Genomic DNA, 18,672 nt, shown 5'->3' on the forward strand with positions numbered 1-18,672 from the left:
AGCGGCGGTCGCATATGGTGTCGAGCCTGTCGAGACATCCATATGGTGCGACCCGGGAACGAGCCGAAATCCTTCGGCACACAGCAAATTGGAGACGACAATGTCGAAGCGCCAGAGCGCCAAGTATAAACTCGACCGCCGGATGGGCGAAAATATCTGGGGTCGCCCGAAGAGCCCGGTCAACCGCCGCGAATATGGCCCCGGCCAGCACGGTCAGCGCCGCAAGGGCAAGATGTCGGACTTCGGCATCCAGCTTCGCGCGAAGCAGAAGCTCAAGGGCTATTACGGCGACATCACCGAAAAGCAGTTCAAGAAGAACTACTTTGAGGCTTCGCGCATGAAGGGCGACACCGGCCAGAACCTGATCGGCCTGCTCGAGCGCCGCCTCGACGCCGTCGTCTACCGCTCGAAGTTCACGCCGACGATCTTCTCGGCACGCCAGCTCGTCAGCCACGGCCACGTCTATGTGAACGGCGTGAAGTGCAACATCGCGAGCCGCCTCGTGAAGCCGGGCGACGAAGTCACCCTCGGCAAGAAGGCGCAGGAAATGGCGCTGGTCGCCGAAGCCCAGAGCCTGCCCGAACGCGACCTGCCCGAATATCTCGCCATCGACGGCACCAAGGCGACCTTCGTCCGCGTCCCGACGCTCGACGAAGTGCCCTATCCGGTGAAGATGGAACCGAACCTCGTCGTCGAATTCTATTCGCGCTGATCGGGTTTCCAGGAACCAATTCAGAAGGGCGGCCGATCTGGCCGCCCTTTTTTTTGCGCTGCGTCAGCGCGGCAGGAACTGCGTGATACGTCGCAACATCTCGGCGCGAACATCGCTGTCGCCGATGTCCTGGGCTACGCGCGGATATTCGATGAACTCGACTTTTTTTCCGGCCGTCGACAGCGCGCCGTGCATGGCGCGAACCTGGTCGATTGTGGAGTCATGAGCGAGCCCGCCGGCGACCATCAACACCGGAGCCTGAATCCGCTCCGCATTTTGTGCCGGAGATCCCTCGCGGAGATGGGGCCCCGAACCGAGGAGTTGCTGCATGACCAAATTATTGCTGAACTTGGTGCTGGCGTCTTTCAGCTTCTGAAGGTCGGTAATGGGCGCTATCGCCACGATCGACCGGAACAAGGATGGCGCCACGACGCCCGATTGCAGTGCGGCGTAGCCGCCATAGCCCCAGCCGACGATGGACAGCCTGCCTGGATCGGCGCCCTCTCCCACGATCCAGCGCCCCGCATCGCTGACGTCGCCAATGGCGGTGCGCCAGGATTGAAAACCTCCGTCGCGAAACCATTGCTCGCTATAGCCCGTCAGCCCCCGATAATCGGGCTGCACCACCGCATATCCGCGCTGGGCAAAATATTGCGCGAGCCAGTTGAACCCCCATTCGTCGCGATCGGCCAGTCCGCCATGCGGAATGACGATGGCGGGCAACCCCACCGCATCGGCACGGCCGGGCGGCAGCGTCAGATGAGCCGAGAGCATGGTCCCGTCAGCGGCTGGATAACGAACCGGCCGGACGGGCGATAACGCCAGGTCGGCCAGCGCAGGGCGGTCCTCGAGCAGTGGCCGCAATTGCTTCAATGTCGGCGTATAGCGATAGTAACGGCCCGGATCTGTGTCGGAGCCTGCCCACAACAGCCAGTGCGCCTCGCCGACCGATGCGTCGATGAAATATACGCTGCGTCCGCCCAAAGCCTTGGAAAGCGACTGGGCCATATCCGACAGACGAGGGTCGGTCAGTTTCATTTGCCGACGATCGGTAACATAGGTCGCACCGATGACGCGCTGGTCGCGACCGACCTGAACCAGTCCATCCACATCGGCCCGAGGGTGCCGGAACAATGTCTGTCCCTTGCCCGTTCCGTCGAGCTGAACTGCGACGACGGCATCGCGACCGTCAACCTTTGCCAAACCAATAGCCCGGTTGCTTTCGGCATCGACGGCAAAGGGGTCGAATCCATTGTGCCGGACAAGATCGAACGCCGACAGCGGTTGCCAGTCTCCACCTTTGTCGTCCCGAAAGAAATAGCGTATCCGGTCGGTCGGGTAGCCTGTCCTTCCGGCGGCCGTCAAAGCCCCCATGATCCTGATGTTGCCTTGGCCATCGGTGATATATTCGACCGCATCACGCTGGGGCCTTTCGGCAATTTTTATGAGGTCTCCGGACAGGTCCACCAAATCGACGCCCATCCCTTCCTCATCCTTCTTCAGGAGCGATGCCGAGTGGAGATTGGCCTCACGGACATTGCTGCGCATGATCAGAAGGCTATCAGGGGTTCCAGGCTGCCAGTCGATCACGCTCCCGCCCCGCCCGTCGAAGCCGATCGAATTGGCGCCGCGCCGTTTGCTCAATGTCTTGACGTTGCCGCCAGCGGAATCGACCGCGATCAATGTCGTGAAGCCGTAGACGAATTCGCCGATCTTCTCCCTCCCCGCGACCTGGCAGACGATGCGAGCGTCGGTGGCCCACCGGCACCATCTGAGCGTTTCGGGATCGCCGCTCGCTCGCAGGATACGCTGTGGCGCCGATCCATCTTCGATACGGACGACATAGAGGTCGTTGGCCAGACCCTTGTTCGGCGCCACGAATGCAATCTGCTGCCCGTCGGGCGACAGGCTCACTTGCGCGACCCCTTCCTGCGCCCCGAAGCGGCGCTCCAGATCATTCTCCTGCGCCTGCGCCGCCCCCGCGGCAATCCCCAAACCCAGCAAATATAGCCAGCGCCCCCGCATATCCATCCCCCTGTTATCCGGTCCCCTTTTGCTTCTCTAAAAGCCGACGTCCGCTTTTCCAAGCGCCGAAAGTGCCACAAGCGGCGCTTGCGCCCCCGGCACGGGGCTGGCACAAGCCCGCGGTCGAATACGAAAACCCGAGGAACTTCCATGCTTCGTTTCCCCCGATCGACCGCAGCCCTTGCGGTTCTCCTGACCGTTGCCGCGTGCAACGCGTCGGACAAGACGGCCACGTCGGCCGTCGCCATTCCCGATGTCGAAATCCCCGAATTGTCGCTCGCGACGCTTCAGGAGGTGACCAAGGAATTGTCGTCGGACGCTTATGAGGGCCGCGCGCCCGGCACCGCGGGCGAGGAAAAGACCGTCGCCTATATCATCAAGAAATATGAGGAAGCGGGGCTGAAGCCCGGGAACAACGGCAAGTGGACGCAGGACGTGCCGCTGGTCGAGATCACCGCGAAGAACGCAACCCCGCTGAGCTTCACCGGCGGCAAGACGCCGGTCACCGCGCAATATGCGAAGGACTATGTCGCATTCAGCTATCGCGTGCAGCCGAAGACCGCGGTCAAGGACAGCGACGTCGTCTTCGTCGGTTACGGCATCAACGCCCCCGAAAAGGGCTGGAACGACTATGCCGGGCTCGATGTGAAGGGGAAGACCGTCATCGTCCTCGTCAACGATCCCGACTGGCAGACCAAGGAAGCCAAGGGCGAATTCAACGGCCGCGCGATGACCTATTACGGCCGCTGGTCGTACAAATATGAGGAAGCCGCGCGGCAGGGCGCCGCGGCGGTGCTGATCGTCCACGACACCGAGCCCGCCGCCTATGGCTGGAACGTCGTCGAATCGAGCAATACGGGGACGCAATATCTGGCCGACAGCAAGAATGGCGGCGCCGACCAGACCGTCGCCAACGGCTGGATCCAGCTTCCCAAGGCGAAGGAACTGTTCGCGAGCGCCGGGCAGGATTTCGACGCGCTGCGCGAGGCCGCCAAGAAGAAGGGTTTCAAGCCCGTCGCGCTGACCGGCGTGAAGGCGAATTTCAGCTTCGACAACGCGATTTCGAAGAAGATGTCGCGCAACGTCATCGGCGTGCTGCCGGGCGCCAAGCGCGCGCAAGAATATGTTCTCTACACCGGCCACTGGGATCACCTCGGCCGCTGCACGCCGGTCGACGGCGACGACATCTGCAACGGCGCGGTCGACAATGCGAGCGGCATCGCGGGCCTCGTGACGCTGGCGCATGCCTTTCAGAAGGCGGGCGCGCCCGACCGCAGCATCGTCTTCCTCGCCGTCACCGCCGAGGAATCGGGCCTGCTCGGCTCGAAATATTATGCCGAAAACCCGATCTTCCCGCTCGCGCAGACGGTCGGCGGCGTTAACATGGACGCGCTCAACGCCAGCGGACCTGCCAAGGACATCGTCGTTGTCGGCGGCGGCAAGTCCGAACTCGACGCCTATGTCGAAAAGCTCGCCAAGATGGAGGGTCGTACGGTCAAGGCCGAGCCGACCCCCGAAAAGGGCTTTTATTACCGTTCGGATCACTTCAGCTTCGCCAAGCTCGGCGTGCCGATGTTCAACTTCGGCAGCGGCGACGAGTTGGTCGAGGGCGGGGTCGAGGCCGGCAAGAAGGCGGCCGAAGATTATGAGAAGAACCGCTATCACGCGCCGGGCGACGAATATGAGGCGATCACCAACTGGGACGGCATGATGTCGGACCTGCGCCTCTATTATGCCGCGGGCCGCATGCTCGCGATGACCGACGCGTGGCCGAACTGGGTCGAGGGCGACGAATTCCGCGCCGCCCGCGACAAGTCGCGCGCTGCTGCGAAATAGGGTAATCCCCTCATCCGTTGGTGCTGAGCTTGTCGAAGCACGGTCCTTCTTTTCGACGGTGCAGGAAAAGAACGGCCCTTCGACAGGCTCAGGGCGAACGGATTTCGAGATAGCTCTATACCGGAAAGCAACATGACCCTACGCATGCCTGCCGAATGGGCGCCGCACGATGCCGTGTGGATTGGCTTCCCGCACCTCGCAGAGGAATGGTCGGGGGCGATCGATGAAGGACGGCGCGACGTCGCCGCCTTCGCCAACGCCGTCCACGACGGCGGCCGCGGCGAAGAGGTGCGGCTCGTGGTCAACGATGCGCGGCAGGCGGACATCGCCGCCGCGCTCGTCGATCCGGGCGTGAAGATTCTCGTCCAGCCCTTGGGCGACATCTGGCTGCGCGATACTGGGCCGATCATCGCGGGAACGGGCACGGGACGCCGCGCGCGCAATTTCAAATTCAACTGGTGGGGCGAGAAGTTCGTCATGCCGGGCGACCAGGAAATCGGCGCCGCGCTGGCACGCGAAAGCGGGCTGCCGGTCGACGATCAGGACTGGGTGCTCGAAGGCGGCGGCATCGATGTCGATGGTAGCGGCCTTTGCGTCACCACCGAGGAATGCCTGCTCAATCTCAACCGCAATCCGTCGCTGACGCGCGAGGATATTGCGGTGCGGCTGCACCAGTCACTCGGCATCGAGCGGCTGTTGTGGCTCGGCAACGGCCTCGTCGGCGATCACACCGACGGCCATGTCGACAATCTCGCGCGCTTTGTCGGCGAAGGCCGGCTCGCGCTGCCGGTCGCGGCGGGCGAGGACGATCCCAATGCGCATATCTATGCCGATGCCCGCGCGCGCACCGCGGCGTTCGGCGGGGTCGAAATCGTCGACCTCCCATCGCCCGGCCGGGTCGAGATCGGCGGCGAAATCGCCGCGGCGAGCTATATGAACTTCTATATCGGCAACAGCGTCGTGATCGTCCCGATCTATGGCGTTCCTAACGATCAGACTGCGATCGACACCCTTGCCGCACTGTTCCCCGACCGCCGCGCGGTCGGCGTTCCTGCGCGCGGGATCATCGTCGGCGGCGGCAGCTTCCATTGCTCGAGCCAGCAGCTTCCTAGCTAGCATCGGGCGCGAAGCCCCCTATATTCCGCCCCGACTCCCGCACACCGGATAGGCCATGACCCGCACCATCACCGTCTCCGCGCTACAGCTTGCCCTGCCCGGCCCCGTCGAACCGAATATCGAGGCCGTCTCGGCGCTTGTCGAGGAAGCGGCGGCGAAAGGCGCGCAGGTCATCCTGCCCCCCGAGCTCTTCGAAGGCCCCTATTTCTGCCAGGTCGAGGAAGAGGAGCTGTTCGCGACCGCGCGCCGGACGACCGAGCATCCGAGTGTCGTGGCGATGCAGGCGCTGGCGGCGAAGCTGAAGGTCGCGATCCCGACGAGCTTCTTCGAGCGCGACGGGCCGCATTATTACAACACGCTCGCGATGATCGGCCCCGACGGCGCGATCATGGGGACCTATCGCAAAAGTCATATCCCCGACGGCCCGGGTTATGAGGAAAAATATTATTTCCGTCCCGGCAACACGGGCTTCAAGGTGTGGGACGTTTTCGGGACGCGCATCGGCGTCGGCGTCTGCTGGGACCAATGGTATCCCGAATGCGCGCGCGCGATGGCGCTGATGGGCGCCGAACTGCTTTTCTATCCGACCGCGATCGGGTCCGAACCCTATGACGCCGACCTCGACACCAGCCGCATGTGGCGCCGGGCGATGCACGGCCATGCGGTGTCGAACTGCATGCCGGTGGTCGCCGCGAACCGCATCGGGCCCGAGGGCGACGCGAATTTCTATGGCCACAGCTTCATAACCAACGAATGGGGCGACATGACGCAGGCCTTTGGCGCGAGCGAAACCGGGGTGCTCGTCGAGACGATCGACCTCGACCGCGCGGCGAAGCACCGTGCCGGCATGGGCTTCTTCCGCGACCGCCGGCCCCAGCTTTACGGGCGGCTCGTCGAGGACATCTGATCGCCAGCAAGGGGGCAAGCGATGGAATTACCCGCGGATATCTTCACCGAGCCCGAGGACGTCGATCCCGAAACGCTCGCCAACCTCGGCCCGCTGCGGCGGCTTGCCGGAATCTGGGAGGGCCAGCGCGGGGTCGATATCAACCCCAAGGCCGACGGCCCCGAAACGCGCGAATATTATGAGCGGATTGAGCTGCAGCCGATCGACCCGCAGGCGAACGGCCCGCAGCTCTTCTACGGGCTGCGCTATCATCTGCACGTCAACACGCGCGAAGAGGATATCGCCTTCCACGATCAGGTCGGTTACTGGCTCTACGAGGCGTCGACGGGCCTGATCCTCCAGACGCTCGCGATCCCGCGCGGGCAGATCGCAATCGCCGCGGGCCACGCTGCGCCCGATGCGAAACAACTCGTCGTCAAGGCGGAGCGCGGCCAAACCGAATATGGCATCTGCTCGACGAGCTTCCTCGAACTCGCCTTTCGCACCGATGCCTATCAACTGACGGTCGATTTTCACGACGACGGGTCGTGGAGCTATGTGTCCGACACGACCTTGATGGTGAAGGGAAAGGGCGAGCCCTTCCTCCATCGCGACCGCAACCGCCTGACAAAAATCGCCGAGCCCGACCTCAACCCCTGGGCGAAGATCGTCCGCGGCGCCGCCTGAGCATCAGCTTTCGAAGCGGCGGATGCTTTCCAGGTCGGCGCGGTCGAGCGGCTGCGTCAGCCACAGGCCGCCGCGCCCGGCCCGCGACCAACGCACAATCGCGCGGCGCTTGACGTCGCCGGCGAGTATGAGGTCGAATTCCTTGCCGACCTCGAAATGGCCGTCGTGGACGAAGCCCGCGCCGTTCTGCGACAGGTCGACCAGTTCGATGGGCGTCGCCGCGCCCTCATCGGTCACCGCCTGCGCTTTCGTATGCACCGGCAGGCGCGGCTGACGATAGCCGGTGGCGCGCTGCTCGGCCGCCAATTGCTTGAGCACGTCGGCGACGTCGACTTCCTTGTCGAAGGAGACGCCGCAGCGTCCTGCGTCGGACCAGACGACCTCGCCGCGGATCGTAACGGTATCGGAAAGCGCGATCTCGAGCTTTTCGCCGACCGCGATGGGGACATCGGCCGCGAGCATCATGCCGCGGTCGGAAATGTTGCGGACCCGCCACAAGCCCGCGTCGCCGTTGCGCATCACCTTGGCGATCCGCCAGACCGTGCGATAGCGATCGCCTTCGCGGCGATCGGTGCTGGCGGCGATATCCCGCTCCTCTGCCGGATCCGAGAAGCGATGTTGGTTCATGCCGTCCACCTTATAGAAGCAGCGGAACAAGCATAAGTGCTTGTCTATACTGCAAAACACACAATCCCCACGCCACCGCAATACTAGAATTAGTCATATAATTCAATCATGTTGCAGATCATCGTTAACATCTTCGTCGTCACGCGCCGGAAACGCGCGCACCCCGTGAAGGCGAATGTCGCATTTTGCATATTTTACGGTGGTGGAATGCAGGGATTAAGCGCCGGATCGGCAGATATCGGCATTGGCTCAATAGCGGCCGGAAAGCAGCGCGCCGGCGCCCGGAACCCGCGTCGCAAGCCCGAGCCGCGCGAGCATCTGGTGCGCGGTGCAAATCGCCGCCGATATCACGGGTTTCCCGATCGCATCCTCGATCCGCTGCACCGCCGGCAACGACGGCATCTGGACGCACGCGGAAAGGACGAGCGCGTCGACGCCGGTCAGGTCGAGCCGCTTGTAATGGTCGAGCAGCTTGGCGGGATCCTGCGCCGCGACCTCCAGATTGTCGGGGATTTCGAGCGCGAGCCAGTCGGCGACCTCGACGCCCTCATTTGCGATATAGCCGACGACCATCTCGGTCAGCGGCTTCATATAGGGCGCGACTAGCGCGATGCGCTTCGCCCGCAGCGCCTTCAGCCCCTCGATCAGCGCGCCGGCGCTGGTGACGACGGGCGCCGCATGGCCATTCTCGACCGTGCGCTGGTGGAGGCGGGCTTCTGAAACGCGATGATACCCTTCGCCCATGCTCATGATCGCGACGAGGCAGGCATAGCCGAGCACATCGACCGCGGCGTCGGACAATTCGAGCGCGCAGCGGTCGGAGTCGGCGTCCATCGCCGCCAGTTCTTCCTTCGTCACCTTCTTCATCCGCATCCGCGACGAGTGGAAGGTGAAGCGTTCGGGCGCGATGGCCTCGCGCGCGCGGAGCAGCGCGGGGATTTCGGTTTCCATCGTGACGTTCGAGCTGGGCACGATCTGCCCGATGCGAATGGGGCGTGTCATATCGCGCTCAGACCGCGACGATCGGATTACGGAGCGTGCCGATGCCTTCGACGGTGCATTCGACGACGTCGCCCGGCCACATGAATTCCTGCGGATCACGCCCCGCGCCGACCCCCGCCGGGGTTCCGGTCGCGATGATATCGCCGGGTTCGAGCGTCATCACGCCCGAAATGTCGGCGATCAACTGCGGCACGTTGAACAGCATGAAGCGGGTGTTGCTGTTCTGCTTCTCGACCCCGTTCACATGCGTCAGGATGTTGAGGTTGTGCGGATCGCCGATCTCGTCGGCAGTCACGATGCACGGCCCCATCGGCGCGAAGCTGTCCTGCCCCTTCGATACGATCCACTGCCCCGCGCGGCGGCAATCGCGCGCCGACACGTCGTTGATGACGGTGTAGCCGAACACATGGTTCAGTGCGTCGCCCTCCGCGACGTGGCGCGCGGTGCTGCCGATGATCACCGCAAGTTCGGTTTCCCAGTCGAGCTGCTGCGTGACCTTCGCGTTGTGGCGGATCGGGTCGTTCCACGCGACGACCGCGGTCGGCGGCTTCGAGAAGATCACCGGCTGCTGCGGGAGTTCTTTCGATGTGTCGAGGCTGCGCGCCGATTCAGCAACATGTTCGGTATAGTTAAGACCGATACCGAAGATATTCTTGCGCGGGCGCGGGATCGGCGCGAGCAAGGCGACATTACCCTCGGGCAGCGAGGTGCCGATCAGGTCGGCGGTCGTCGCGCTTTCGATCGCTTCGCCGAGGAAACGCAGACCTATCGGGCCCAAGTCGATGAAATCGAGCATCGTCGAGGGCAGATCCTGCCCGATCGCGTCGCCGAAATATTCGACGTCGATCACAAGCCCGTCGTGGATAAGGCCGAGCCGGGGTTCGGTCTCGACCGTGCGATAAGTCACAAAGCGCATAGATAGTCCTGTCTGCTCAGGCGGGCTGGTGGCCGCCATTTTCGGAATAGGGTTCCTCAATGCGGACGCCGAGCGCCTCCATCACAGGGAAGTCATTGAACGAGAAAAGGAAAGCTTCCTCAGAGGCATCGAGGTTGACATGCTCGTGCCACATCCACGCGGGCACGCAGAAAATGTCATGTGTCGCCCAGTCGAACCGCTCGCCGCCGATGATCGAATAGCCGCGGCCGCCCGCGACATTATAGACGACATTGCCGGTGTGGCGGTGCGCCTTTCCGCGGAAACCGCCTTTGAGCATCTGCATATGCGCGCCCATCGTCTGGAGCGCCCAGCCGCCGGTCAGCGGGTTCGAATAGCGGACCATATGCCCGTCGAAGGGCGTGCCCTCGGAGACTTTGGCGAGGTTCCACAGCGCGTCGCGCGTCGCTTCCCAGCGATAGACCAGCACCGGCGAATAAGGCTTCTCCCACGCTGGCACGCCCTCGGGCCGCAACCCCGCCCCACCATAGCTCAGCGGCAGATCGTCGACCGGAAACGCCGCCGTTTGCGCGGGCTGGTCGTAGACCGCGTAGAAATTGGTCTCGAGGCTGTTCATCAGCGGGATATCGAGCCCGTCCTGCCAGATCGACACCTCGCCCCCGGCGAGGACGCCATGATCGTGCCAGGCGCCGTTCGGGGTCAGCACATAATCATTGGCGCCGAGCGTGATATGATGCCCATCGACGACGGTATACGCGCCCTTCCCCTCCATGATGAAACGGTGCGCCGACGCGGTGTGCTTGTGCGCGGGGGTGATTTCGCCGGGGCGCATCGCCTGCATGCCGCTGAACAGCCAGCCGCACACCGCGACATTCTCGCGCCCCGCATCGCTGTCGTTGAGCAAAGTCACGACGCGGCGCCCCGCCTCTTCGGGCTTCACCAGATCGAGCGCGCGCAGGCACATGTCGCGCATCTCGGCATAGCGCCAGAGCGTCGGGCGATAGCGCGTCTCCGGCTCCCACGGCTCGATCGCATTGGCGCGTTTCCAGAAGGCGCCTGCATTATGCCCCGCAAGCTCCTGATAAAAGGCTTCGAGTTCGGGCGTATCTGTCACGCGCGACCGCCCGAGCACATCGTCACGCGGATCGACGATCGTGCTATTGCCTGCCATCATGACGTCTCCTCGGAATCGGCGGGCCTCGGCTCGTCGACGAACAGGGCCGACGCGCGGGGGGTCCGGTCGACCGTCAGGTTGAAAATGTCGAAGCGGTTATAGCCGCCGATGATGTCGTGCATCAGCTTCGGCCGGATGCACTCGCCAAGGTCAATATCGGCATAGACGATGCCTTCGTCATCAATCAGCGCCTCGCCGACCAGATTGCCGTGCGGGTCGATCACGCCCGAAAAGGCGCTGTTCGGGCGCGACAGCAACTCGCGATTCTGCGGCCGATCGGCGCTCATTGCGTCGATGATTTCGGGGCTTATCGCCGAACAAGCGACGATGGTGAAGACCTTGCCCTCGAAACTGTGCGCGGTCGCGCGGATTTTGATCGCCTCGGCCATATTGTACGACGCGGGCGCGACGGGCAGCGCGATATAATTGGCGACGTGGACCAGCTCGCCCTGCGACAGCAAGGCGAAGCGCGCGAGCGTGTTGGTATTTTCGCCGCATGCGAGCGTGCCGAGCGGCCCGACGGGGGTATCGTAAATGCGGATCGAGCCGCCGTCGCCGCCCGCCCAAGTCAGCTTCTCGGCCCAAGTCGGCACCAGCTTGCGATGCCGCCCGAGCAGGCTGCCGTCGGCACCGATGATCAGGTTGGTGTTGTAGAGCGTGCCGACGCTCACCGGATCGCGTTCGTTGATGCCGATGACGACGGTGCAGCCATGATCGCGCGCGGCATCGCACAGCGCCGCGACCTCGGGGCCATCGACCAGCACCGACGCGCGGTACAGCCGCTCGTGCCACTCGGCGCCCTCGATCGGCGTCATCAGCCAGTTCCAATAAGGATAGGCGGAAACGAACACCTCGGGAAAGGAAACAAGCTCAGCGCCATTGCCCGCGGCCTCCGCGATCAGCGCGCATGCCTTGTCGATCGTGCGCGCAGTATCGAGAAACACGGGCGCGGCCTGCACCGCGGCGACGCGCGATTTGGGCAGGAAGGGCGCCGATGCCTCGCTCATGTCACTGCCGCCCGTTGGTGATATTGCGGCTTGTCCCACGCGCGCATCGCGCAGACCTTTTCGAGCCGGCGGGCCGTTTCGACGATGTCGCGATAGCGCAGGTAAAGCGGCGTCAGTCCAAAGCGCAAAATGTCGGGTGCGCGGAAGTCGGCGATCACGTCAAATTCCTTGAGCGCCTGCACGATCTGATAGCCTTGCGGATGCGCATAGGCGACCTGGCTGCCGCGCTCCGCATGCCCCTGCGTGCTCACCAGTTCGAAGCCGTAAACGTCGCACAGCGGCTGCATCTGCTCGATGAACAAGTCGCCGAGCGCGAGCGATTTGCGGCGGATTTCGGCCATGTCGGCTTCGAGCATCAGGTCGACGCCGACTTCGAGCGCCGACAGCCCCAGCACCGGCGGCGTGCCGCACTGAAAGCGTTCGATCCCCTCGGCGGGGTCGTAATCCTCCTCGAAATCGAACGGCCGCGCATGACCGAACCAGCCCGACAGCACCGGCGTGGCGCCGTGGTGCCGCGCCGCGGCGAAGAGATAGGCGGGCGCGCCGGGGCCGCCGTTCAGGAACTTGTAACCGCAGCCGATCGCGAAGTCGGCGTTCGCGCCATTGAGGTCGACCGGGATCGCGCCCGCGCTGTGACTCAGATCCCAAACGACGAGCGCCCCGGCTTCGTGCGCCGCCCGCGTGACTGCCGCCATGTCGCGGACACGGCCCGACTTGTAGTGGACCTGCGTCAAGAGCAGAACCGCGACATCATCGTTCAGCGCATCGACGACATCGTCCGGCGCGACGGTCACCGCCTTCACGCGCCCACCCGAAAAAGCCTCGATCCCCTGCATCATATAGACATCGGTCGGGAAATTGGTCGCTTCCGACAGGATCACCGTCCGTTCACGCCGCAACGAAAGCGCGGCGGTCAATGCCTTGAAGATATTGACTGAAGTCGAATCGGTCGCGACGATCTCTCCCGGCTTCGCGCCGATCAGCCGCCCGATCTTGTCGCCGATCCGGCGCGGCGCGGTCGACCATTCGGCGCCGAGCCACGAGGTGATCAGCCCCTCGCCCCACTCGTCGCCGATCACGTCGGCGAGCCGCTCGCCCGTCGCCTTGGGCAGCGCGCCAAGCGAATTGCCGTCGAGATAGATCAGCCCCTCGCGCAGGTGAAAGCGCCCGCGAAAATGAGCAAGCGGATCGGCTGCATCGAGCGCCGCCACGTCGGTCGCGAAGATCGTTTCGGTCATGCGATTTCCCTCAGGATGGCGCGCACCGGGCTGGCATCGGCGCCGACGATGCGGAGCGGCAGCGCGACGAGCTCGTACCGGCCCGGCGGCACATCATCGAGCACCAGCCCTTCCAATATTCGCATATCAGCGGCCTTCACCGCCTGATGCGCGTCGAGCGTCTTCGATTGTTCGGGGTCGAGCGATGCCGCATCGGTGCCGATCAGGCGCACGCCGATGCTGCCGAGCCGCGCTATCACTTCGCTGGCGATCGCGGTGAAATCGCCGTCCCACGCCTCGTGCGGAAACCGCTCATAGGTTCGCAGCAACACGCGCTCGGCACCGTCGATCGCGGTCCAGTCGATATCGGCAATCTCGACCCTCCCGCGCGCATGGCGCACGTCGAGCAGCACGCACGGTCCGATATAGGGATCGAGGTCGCAGTCGGCCGACGAGACGCCGTCATTGGCATAGTGCAGCGGCGCATCGCCGTGGGTGCCTGCGTGCAGCGGCGTGAACATGCCGCCGACGTTGACCGGGCACCCATCGCCGATCACCGCATGGCTGTGGAGCGCGAAGGCGGGCTCACCCGGCCACACCGGCACCGCGGCGTGGAGCGGCTGCGAAATGTCCCAGATCCGGCTCATGCGCGCGTCCCTTCGGAATAATCGCCGCCCCCATAGTCACCACCTTGCCGCGGCGCGACCATCTCGGTCCGCATCGACCAGAGTTCGGGGAAGAAGCTGAGGCTCAGCGCCTTGACGAGGTAATTGACCCCCGACGATCCGCCCGTCCCCGGCTTGTGCCCGATCACGCGCGCGACGGTCTTCATGTGCTTGAAGCGCCATTCCTGGAAATAATATTCGAGCGCGGTGATCTTCTCGGCGAGGGTGTAGAGATCCCAGTGATGCTCGGGATCGGTGTAGATCGCGAGCCATGCCTTCTCGACCGCCTCCGACGCCTCATAGGATTTGGTCCAGTCGCGCTCGAGATGATCGGCGGGAATGGCGAAGCCGCGCCGCGCGAGCAGCCGCAGCAACTCGTCATAGAGCGACGGAGCCTCGAACGTCGCACGCAGCCTTTCAGTCGCTTGCGGGTCGTCCTTGTGGACGATCATCATATCCTCGCGCTTGTTGCCGAGCAGATATTCGAGCTCGCGATATTGCTGCGACTGGAAGCCCGACGCGCGGCGCAGGAAACCGCGAAAGGTCAGGAAGTCGTGCGGTGTCAGCGTCGCGAGCACTTCCCAGCTGTGGATCATGTGGCGCTGGATCGTCGCGATCCGGTCGAGCCCCTTGCCCGCGATCTCGAGCTGGTCGCCCTTGATCGCGTCATAGACGATCCGGCCTTCATGCAGGACGAGCTTGAGCCACAGCTCCATCGTCTGGTGCATGATGATGAACAGCATCTCGTCGGGCTTGTCCGACACCGGCACCTGCGCCGACAGAAGCTGCTGCGTCTGGATATGGCGCGCATAGGTCAGGCCATTGTCCCACTGGATCGTCTCGCCGTCGATCTCGGTCTCGAAAATTTCGGTGCCGCCGTCGCGCGTCTGCCTGATCATGAGCGTGCCTCTCTGCCTGCCGGAGCGGCCGGCAGACGTCCTTCATAGGCCAGATCGCCGGGCCAGCCATCCCCCGGTTCGAGCGCCGGTTCGCCCGCAATCTTGCGATAGATGCTGGCGAAGTCGGTTTCCTCGGTCGCGCGCAGCAATTCCTCGAAGCCCGCAACGACGAAATAGGTCTGCTGCAACTGGTCGAAATGATATTTGGTCCGCATCACGCGCTCGATATCGAGCCAAATCCGCCGCGGTTCGGGCGCGGTCAGCGCCGACACGGTTTCGGCGAGGCTGGACATCAGCCCGCCGCCAAAGGCGCGAAGCTCGCCATCCTCGACGACCAGCCCGAACTCGACCGTATAAAGCCAAAGCCGCCCGAGGAAATCCGACGCGCCCAGCTTTTCAGCGCGCAGCCCCGCCTGCCCATAAGCGACGAGGAAGTCCGAAAAGGCCGGATCGGTCAGCATCGGCACATGCCCGAAAATGTCGTGAAACATGTCGGGCTCTTCGCTGTACGCAATCTGCTCGGGCGAGCGGAGGAAATTGGCCGCGGGAAAGCGCCGGTGCGCGAGATGCTCGAAAAAAGGCTCGTTCGGGATCCAGCCGGGCACCGCGACGACTTCCCACCCCGACGCGGGTTTCAGCAGCGCGTTGAGTTCGGCGAAATCGGGAACCCCCGGCTTCAGCTTGCGAAGAATGTCGAGCCCGCCGAGAAACGACCGGCACGCATAGCCGTCGAGCGCCGCCGACTGCCGTTCGAAAAGGGCGCGCCAGGTCTTGTGCTGCCCGTCGGTGAAGGCACGCCAGTTTTGCGGCATTGTCCAATCGGCCGCGACGCCTTCGGGCGGTACGTCGAAAATATGCGTCGCGGCCATCGGTCTCTCTCCAAACCTTCGGCCGCCAGACTAGCCTGCGCGTGCGCGAACATTGTGCGGATTTGGTGGCGAAGCGGGGCGAAAAATCGTCATTCGTTCTGCATTTTTTCTTATTTGAAGGAATATGTTCCTCCATGTTAGCTTCTTGCCGCCATTCAAGGACGAAACGCATGGACAAGCTCGACTGGAAGATCGTCGCCGCGCTCGAACGCGACGGCCGCCAATCCTATGCCGACCTCGGCGAGCAGGTCGGCCTCTCCAAATCGCCCTGCTGGTCGCGGGTGAAAAATCTCGAGGAAAGCGGCGTGATCGAAGGCTATGCCGCGCGCCTCGATCCGATCGCGATCGGCCTCGCGGTGCAGAGCTTCGTCGAGGTGCAGATCCGCTTCGACGCGCATATCGAATTCGAAGCCGCGGTGCTCGCGCATCCCGCCGTCGTCGAGTGCCACACGACCGCGGGCGAAAGCGACTATTTGCTGAAGATCTTCGCACGATCGGCCGACCATCTCGACGAGCTGCTTCGTCACAATCTGTCGAAACTGCCCGGCGTCCAGCGCTTGAAGACGGTGGTGTGCCTCAAGACGATCAAGCGCCATGGCCATCTCGCCGAATGGGCGCGCACGACCGAGAGCCGCGACCGCGTCAACTGACCATCAAAACCGCTTCCGTACCGAAAGCTGGATCGTGCGCCCGAGCGGGTCCACATCATAGCGCCGATACCCCGCCGGAACACTCCCGTCGTCCAGCACCACGCGCCGATAGCTGTTGAACAGGTTTCGGATTTCGAGCGAGATGTTCAGATCCGAAAGCCATTCTGGCTTCTCCGGCGTTCGCAGCAGGCGCTCGGGCTCGGCGAAGAGGCGGAGGTTCAGCGTCGTCACGGGGCGATGGAGATAATCCGGCTGGCCATCCGATCCGGCAGGCGCGCGGAGCCGGAATCCGCTCTGCCAATTGCCGTCGAGCGTCACGCCCATGCCCGGTTTGCCCGCCACAAGCTGGACGCTCACATTGTGCCGCGACTGCGCCGTATCGCCGTCCAGCCGGTCGATCACGGGGGCGCCAAGGCTGGTCAGCAGTTCGCTGCGCAGCAACCAGCCGTGGTTCACAGACAGGGTGAATTGCCAGGGATGACCCGTCAACGCAGCGGAGGCGCCTTCCTCCTTCCGCCCCGGTGCAAGCAACAGCGTCAGGCTGTTGTTCAGCCGTTCGGTCGTGTCGCGCACGATCCGGATCGGCCGGGCGTCCACCCGGATCAGGCGCCCCGCCGCATCGCGGACGAACCGGTCGGGAAAGGCGACTTCGACCGCCAGCGAAACCCCGGGAAATCCGCCCGCGCCACCCGTCGACTGCTGTCCCCGATATTCGACCGACAGCGAGAGCAGCCGGGGATCGAACGGACGCAAAGTGGCGCCCAGCGACAAGGTGCGACGTCGGCCCGATCCCAGATCGGGGTTGCCGCCGGTGACCCAGACCGGTTCGGCGATTTCCTGTCGTGCGAAATCGTAAACGCGTCGCACCTCTTCTGAATAAGGGGCGGTCAATTGATCGAGCGATGGCGCGAGCTTGGCGAAGCTGACCGATCCGTCGAACCGGAGTGCGGGAACAGGGCTCCAGTTCGCGCCCAGCTCGAACCGCGGACGCGACGTCTCGCGGGAACCGAAGGTCAGACCGCCGGCGAAGTCCAGCGCCAGGTCACCGAGCAGCGAATGCGGGTTTTCGTTTCGACTGGCGATCGGCACCGCGAACGACAGCCGGCCGTCATATCGGTCCTGTCCCACGCGGACGGTGCGGTCGTCATCGTCTATTCCGTTCCTGAACCGACTGGTCGTGCGGTTGCGGTTCATTCCCGCCGTCAGCGTCGCCGTCAACGGCCCGGCCGGCAGGTCGGCGATCGATCGGTTGTAGGTCAGCCGCGTGCTCAAGTTTTCGCTCACCGACCGGTTGCGGCTTGTAGCGAATCCTTCGGGCGACAGCCCGTCGGGCTGGTCGATGCGGCCGTTCGCCCAGACGCGCGTATAGTTGGCGCTGAAGATCGCGCGCCCGCCGGCGAGAGGCCCCGACAAGCTGGTCGAAAGACCGAGATTCCGGGAATTTTGCCTGCCGAGCAGGACCGGCGCGCGCGCGCCGGGGTCGGTCTGCGCCAGGCCCAGCGATTGCCGGCTGCCACTTGCCGCGGCGTTGAGGCTCAAGGAAGCACTGAAGCGCCCGATCGGCCGCGTAAGCCCCGCGGAGACCGACATCTGCTCCGTCGCGGGACGCAGCGACCGAAAGGCGTCGTCATCCGCCCGTGGTGGCGACGAGGCGCGCGAACTTTCGAACAGCGCGCTCTCGCCCGCAAGCTGGACCTGCGCGCTCCACCGCGCCTTGCCGTCGATGACGAAACGCCCCGCCGATCCGCTGCCGCCAATTTGGCCCCCCGCGGTCGGCGCCTTAACGCTGGCCTGCGCCTCCCAAGACACGAAATGTCGTTTGAGGACGAGGTTCACGACGCGCTGGTTGCCCGCATAGCCGTATCGCCCGGCGGCTTCGGGCGGCAGGATCGCAAGACGCTTGAGCGCGGCCGGCGGGAAGCTCGCCAAATCCTGAATCGAATCGACGCGCTCGCCATTGATCAGAATGATGGGCCGTTCGTCGGGTCGCCCGGTCAGCGGCGTGATGCGGCGCACCAGTTCCCCGATCGAATAGGCACCATAGGAATCGATCTGCAACTCGTCGAGCTCGATTTCGGGTTCGACGAGCGCCTCGCCATATCGGGCGGTGACGACGATCTCCTGATCATCGCCGACTGCGACGGCCTCGCCGTCGGCGGCGTCCGGCGATAGCGCCCCGGCAGAAGGCAGGTCCTGCGCGCCTGCAGCAACGAACGGCCACAGGCACATCGAGGCCAGCAGCACCGCACAACGCCATCCGGGATTGCGGAAGGCCTCGCGCCCGCCGGACGGGCCCGATGGATCGTCCGCGTCGTTTTTGCGCGCTGCTTCCCTTTCCCGCATCCGGCTTCGCGATTCCCTGGCCCTAAACCTCCGTTCGTAACCGATTATCGAGTGCGCTAAGA

Annotated in this window: 17 protein-coding genes; 6 read left to right on the top strand and 11 right to left on the bottom strand. The window is 64.1% G+C overall.

All coding sequences use genetic code 11. From position 1 onward, the window contains the following. The first annotated feature begins 100 nt into the window (after positions 1 to 100). Entirely contained in the window at positions 101 to 712 is a 612-nt protein-coding gene (gene rpsD, locus OVY29_RS07440) for a 30S ribosomal protein S4 (protein WP_037557879.1), read from the top strand. Positions 713 to 775: 63 nt separating this feature from the next. On the opposite strand, the gene OVY29_RS07445 is transcribed toward rpsD, so the two are convergent. Then, on the bottom strand, positions 776 to 2,737 hold the full coding sequence (locus OVY29_RS07445) for an alpha/beta fold hydrolase (RefSeq protein WP_037557976.1): 1,962 nt from the start codon (positions 2,735 to 2,737) through the stop codon (positions 776 to 778). A gap of 150 nt (positions 2,738 to 2,887) precedes the next feature. Between OVY29_RS07445 and OVY29_RS07450 the strand changes: the two genes are divergently transcribed. The 4 genes from OVY29_RS07450 (at position 2,888) to OVY29_RS07465 (ending at position 7,262) form a co-directional block, all read left to right on the top strand. Continuing rightward, positions 2,888 to 4,573, top strand: coding sequence for a M28 family metallopeptidase (locus tag OVY29_RS07450; protein WP_037557877.1), 1,686 nt, complete (start codon positions 2,888 to 2,890; stop codon positions 4,571 to 4,573). 132 nt (positions 4,574 to 4,705) lie between these two features. Continuing rightward, positions 4,706 to 5,689 (top strand): agmatine deiminase family protein, encoded by a 984-nt coding sequence (locus OVY29_RS07455; protein ID WP_037557874.1) that lies wholly within the window; start codon positions 4,706 to 4,708, stop codon positions 5,687 to 5,689. A gap of 55 nt (positions 5,690 to 5,744) precedes the next feature. Beyond that, complete coding sequence (gene aguB / locus OVY29_RS07460) at positions 5,745 to 6,596, top strand: N-carbamoylputrescine amidase (RefSeq protein WP_037557873.1); 852 nt, start codon at positions 5,745 to 5,747, stop codon at positions 6,594 to 6,596. A gap of 21 nt (positions 6,597 to 6,617) precedes the next feature. Beyond that, a complete protein-coding gene (locus OVY29_RS07465) occupies positions 6,618 to 7,262 on the top strand; it encodes an FABP family protein (protein ID WP_037557870.1) in 645 nt (214 codons plus the stop codon). A gap of 3 nt (positions 7,263 to 7,265) precedes the next feature. Here the strand turns inward: OVY29_RS07465 and OVY29_RS07470 are convergent, their stop codons facing one another. The 9 genes from OVY29_RS07470 to phhA form a co-directional block, all read right to left on the bottom strand. After that, on the bottom strand, positions 7,266 to 7,889 hold the full coding sequence (locus tag OVY29_RS07470; RefSeq protein WP_037557974.1) for a PilZ domain-containing protein: 624 nt from the start codon (positions 7,887 to 7,889) through the stop codon (positions 7,266 to 7,268). 249 nt (positions 7,890 to 8,138) lie between these two features. Then, on the bottom strand, positions 8,139 to 8,891 hold the full coding sequence (locus tag OVY29_RS07475) for an Asp/Glu racemase (RefSeq protein ID WP_037557868.1): 753 nt from the start codon (positions 8,889 to 8,891) through the stop codon (positions 8,139 to 8,141). Positions 8,892 to 8,898: 7 nt separating this feature from the next. Further along, positions 8,899 to 9,807 (bottom strand): fumarylacetoacetate hydrolase family protein, encoded by a 909-nt coding sequence (locus tag OVY29_RS07480; RefSeq protein WP_037557866.1) that lies wholly within the window; start codon positions 9,805 to 9,807, stop codon positions 8,899 to 8,901. A 16-nt stretch (positions 9,808 to 9,823) separates the two neighbouring features. Beyond that, a complete protein-coding gene (locus OVY29_RS07485; RefSeq protein WP_235211619.1) occupies positions 9,824 to 10,960 on the bottom strand; it encodes a cupin domain-containing protein in 1,137 nt (378 codons plus the stop codon). Further along, positions 10,957 to 11,967 carry a carbon-nitrogen hydrolase family protein gene (locus tag OVY29_RS07490; RefSeq protein WP_037557863.1) on the bottom strand — a complete coding sequence of 337 codons (1,011 nt, stop codon included), beginning with the start codon at positions 11,965 to 11,967 and terminating at the stop codon, positions 10,957 to 10,959. The genes OVY29_RS07485 and OVY29_RS07490 overlap by 4 nt, the downstream gene beginning before the upstream one ends. Continuing rightward, positions 11,964 to 13,205 carry a kynureninase gene (kynU, locus tag OVY29_RS07495; protein ID WP_037557861.1) on the bottom strand — a complete coding sequence of 414 codons (1,242 nt, stop codon included), beginning with the start codon at positions 13,203 to 13,205 and terminating at the stop codon, positions 11,964 to 11,966. The genes OVY29_RS07490 and kynU overlap by 4 nt, the downstream gene beginning before the upstream one ends. Next, positions 13,202 to 13,831: an arylformamidase gene (kynB, locus tag OVY29_RS07500; protein ID WP_037557859.1), complete on the bottom strand. Its 630-nt coding sequence runs from the start codon at positions 13,829 to 13,831 to the stop codon at positions 13,202 to 13,204. The genes kynU and kynB overlap by 4 nt, the downstream gene beginning before the upstream one ends. Beyond that, on the bottom strand, positions 13,828 to 14,748 hold the full coding sequence (locus tag OVY29_RS07505; protein ID WP_037557858.1) for a tryptophan 2,3-dioxygenase: 921 nt from the start codon (positions 14,746 to 14,748) through the stop codon (positions 13,828 to 13,830). The genes kynB and OVY29_RS07505 overlap by 4 nt, the downstream gene beginning before the upstream one ends. Beyond that, positions 14,745 to 15,617: a phenylalanine 4-monooxygenase gene (gene phhA, locus OVY29_RS07510; protein ID WP_037557856.1), complete on the bottom strand. Its 873-nt coding sequence runs from the start codon at positions 15,615 to 15,617 to the stop codon at positions 14,745 to 14,747. The genes OVY29_RS07505 and phhA overlap by 4 nt, the downstream gene beginning before the upstream one ends. Before the next feature lie 170 nt (positions 15,618 to 15,787). Here phhA and OVY29_RS07515 point away from each other — a divergent pair, with 170 nt between their 5' ends. Continuing rightward, on the top strand, positions 15,788 to 16,267 hold the full coding sequence (locus tag OVY29_RS07515) for an Lrp/AsnC family transcriptional regulator (protein ID WP_037557854.1): 480 nt from the start codon (positions 15,788 to 15,790) through the stop codon (positions 16,265 to 16,267). Between the two features lie 3 nt (positions 16,268 to 16,270). Here the strand turns inward: OVY29_RS07515 and OVY29_RS07520 are convergent, their stop codons facing one another. After that, positions 16,271 to 18,511, bottom strand: a complete 2,241-nt coding sequence (locus OVY29_RS07520; RefSeq protein WP_152567712.1) for a hypothetical protein — start codon at positions 18,509 to 18,511, stop codon at positions 16,271 to 16,273. Positions 18,512 to 18,672 lie beyond the last annotated feature (161 nt).

Source organism: Sphingopyxis sp. SE2 (assembly GCF_032227185.1).
In the GTDB taxonomy this organism is placed as follows: Bacteria; Pseudomonadota; Alphaproteobacteria; order Sphingomonadales; family Sphingomonadaceae; genus Sphingopyxis.

What these genes read in the sequence shown, in the direction of transcription:
- rpsD (WP_037557879.1), top strand. Translation starts at nt 101, where the DNA reads ATGTCGAAGCGCCAGAGCGCCAAGTATAAACTCGACCGCCGGATGGGC.
- OVY29_RS07445 (WP_037557976.1), bottom strand. Translation starts at nt 2,737, where the DNA reads ATGCGGGGGCGCTGGCTATATTTGCTGGGTTTGGGGATTGCCGCGGGG.
- OVY29_RS07450 (WP_037557877.1), top strand. Translation starts at nt 2,888, where the DNA reads ATGCTTCGTTTCCCCCGATCGACCGCAGCCCTTGCGGTTCTCCTGACC.
- OVY29_RS07455 (WP_037557874.1), top strand. Translation starts at nt 4,706, where the DNA reads ATGACCCTACGCATGCCTGCCGAATGGGCGCCGCACGATGCCGTGTGG.
- aguB (WP_037557873.1), top strand. Translation starts at nt 5,745, where the DNA reads ATGACCCGCACCATCACCGTCTCCGCGCTACAGCTTGCCCTGCCCGGC.
- OVY29_RS07465 (WP_037557870.1), top strand. Translation starts at nt 6,618, where the DNA reads ATGGAATTACCCGCGGATATCTTCACCGAGCCCGAGGACGTCGATCCC.
- OVY29_RS07470 (WP_037557974.1), bottom strand. Translation starts at nt 7,889, where the DNA reads ATGAACCAACATCGCTTCTCGGATCCGGCAGAGGAGCGGGATATCGCC.
- OVY29_RS07475 (WP_037557868.1), bottom strand. Translation starts at nt 8,891, where the DNA reads ATGACACGCCCCATTCGCATCGGGCAGATCGTGCCCAGCTCGAACGTC.
- OVY29_RS07480 (WP_037557866.1), bottom strand. Translation starts at nt 9,807, where the DNA reads ATGCGCTTTGTGACTTATCGCACGGTCGAGACCGAACCCCGGCTCGGC.
- OVY29_RS07485 (WP_235211619.1), bottom strand. Translation starts at nt 10,960, where the DNA reads ATGATGGCAGGCAATAGCACGATCGTCGATCCGCGTGACGATGTGCTC.
- OVY29_RS07490 (WP_037557863.1), bottom strand. Translation starts at nt 11,967, where the DNA reads ATGAGCGAGGCATCGGCGCCCTTCCTGCCCAAATCGCGCGTCGCCGCG.
- kynU (WP_037557861.1), bottom strand. Translation starts at nt 13,205, where the DNA reads ATGACCGAAACGATCTTCGCGACCGACGTGGCGGCGCTCGATGCAGCC.
- kynB (WP_037557859.1), bottom strand. Translation starts at nt 13,831, where the DNA reads ATGAGCCGGATCTGGGACATTTCGCAGCCGCTCCACGCCGCGGTGCCG.
- OVY29_RS07505 (WP_037557858.1), bottom strand. Translation starts at nt 14,748, where the DNA reads ATGATCAGGCAGACGCGCGACGGCGGCACCGAAATTTTCGAGACCGAG.
- phhA (WP_037557856.1), bottom strand. Translation starts at nt 15,617, where the DNA reads ATGGCCGCGACGCATATTTTCGACGTACCGCCCGAAGGCGTCGCGGCC.
- OVY29_RS07515 (WP_037557854.1), top strand. Translation starts at nt 15,788, where the DNA reads ATGGACAAGCTCGACTGGAAGATCGTCGCCGCGCTCGAACGCGACGGC.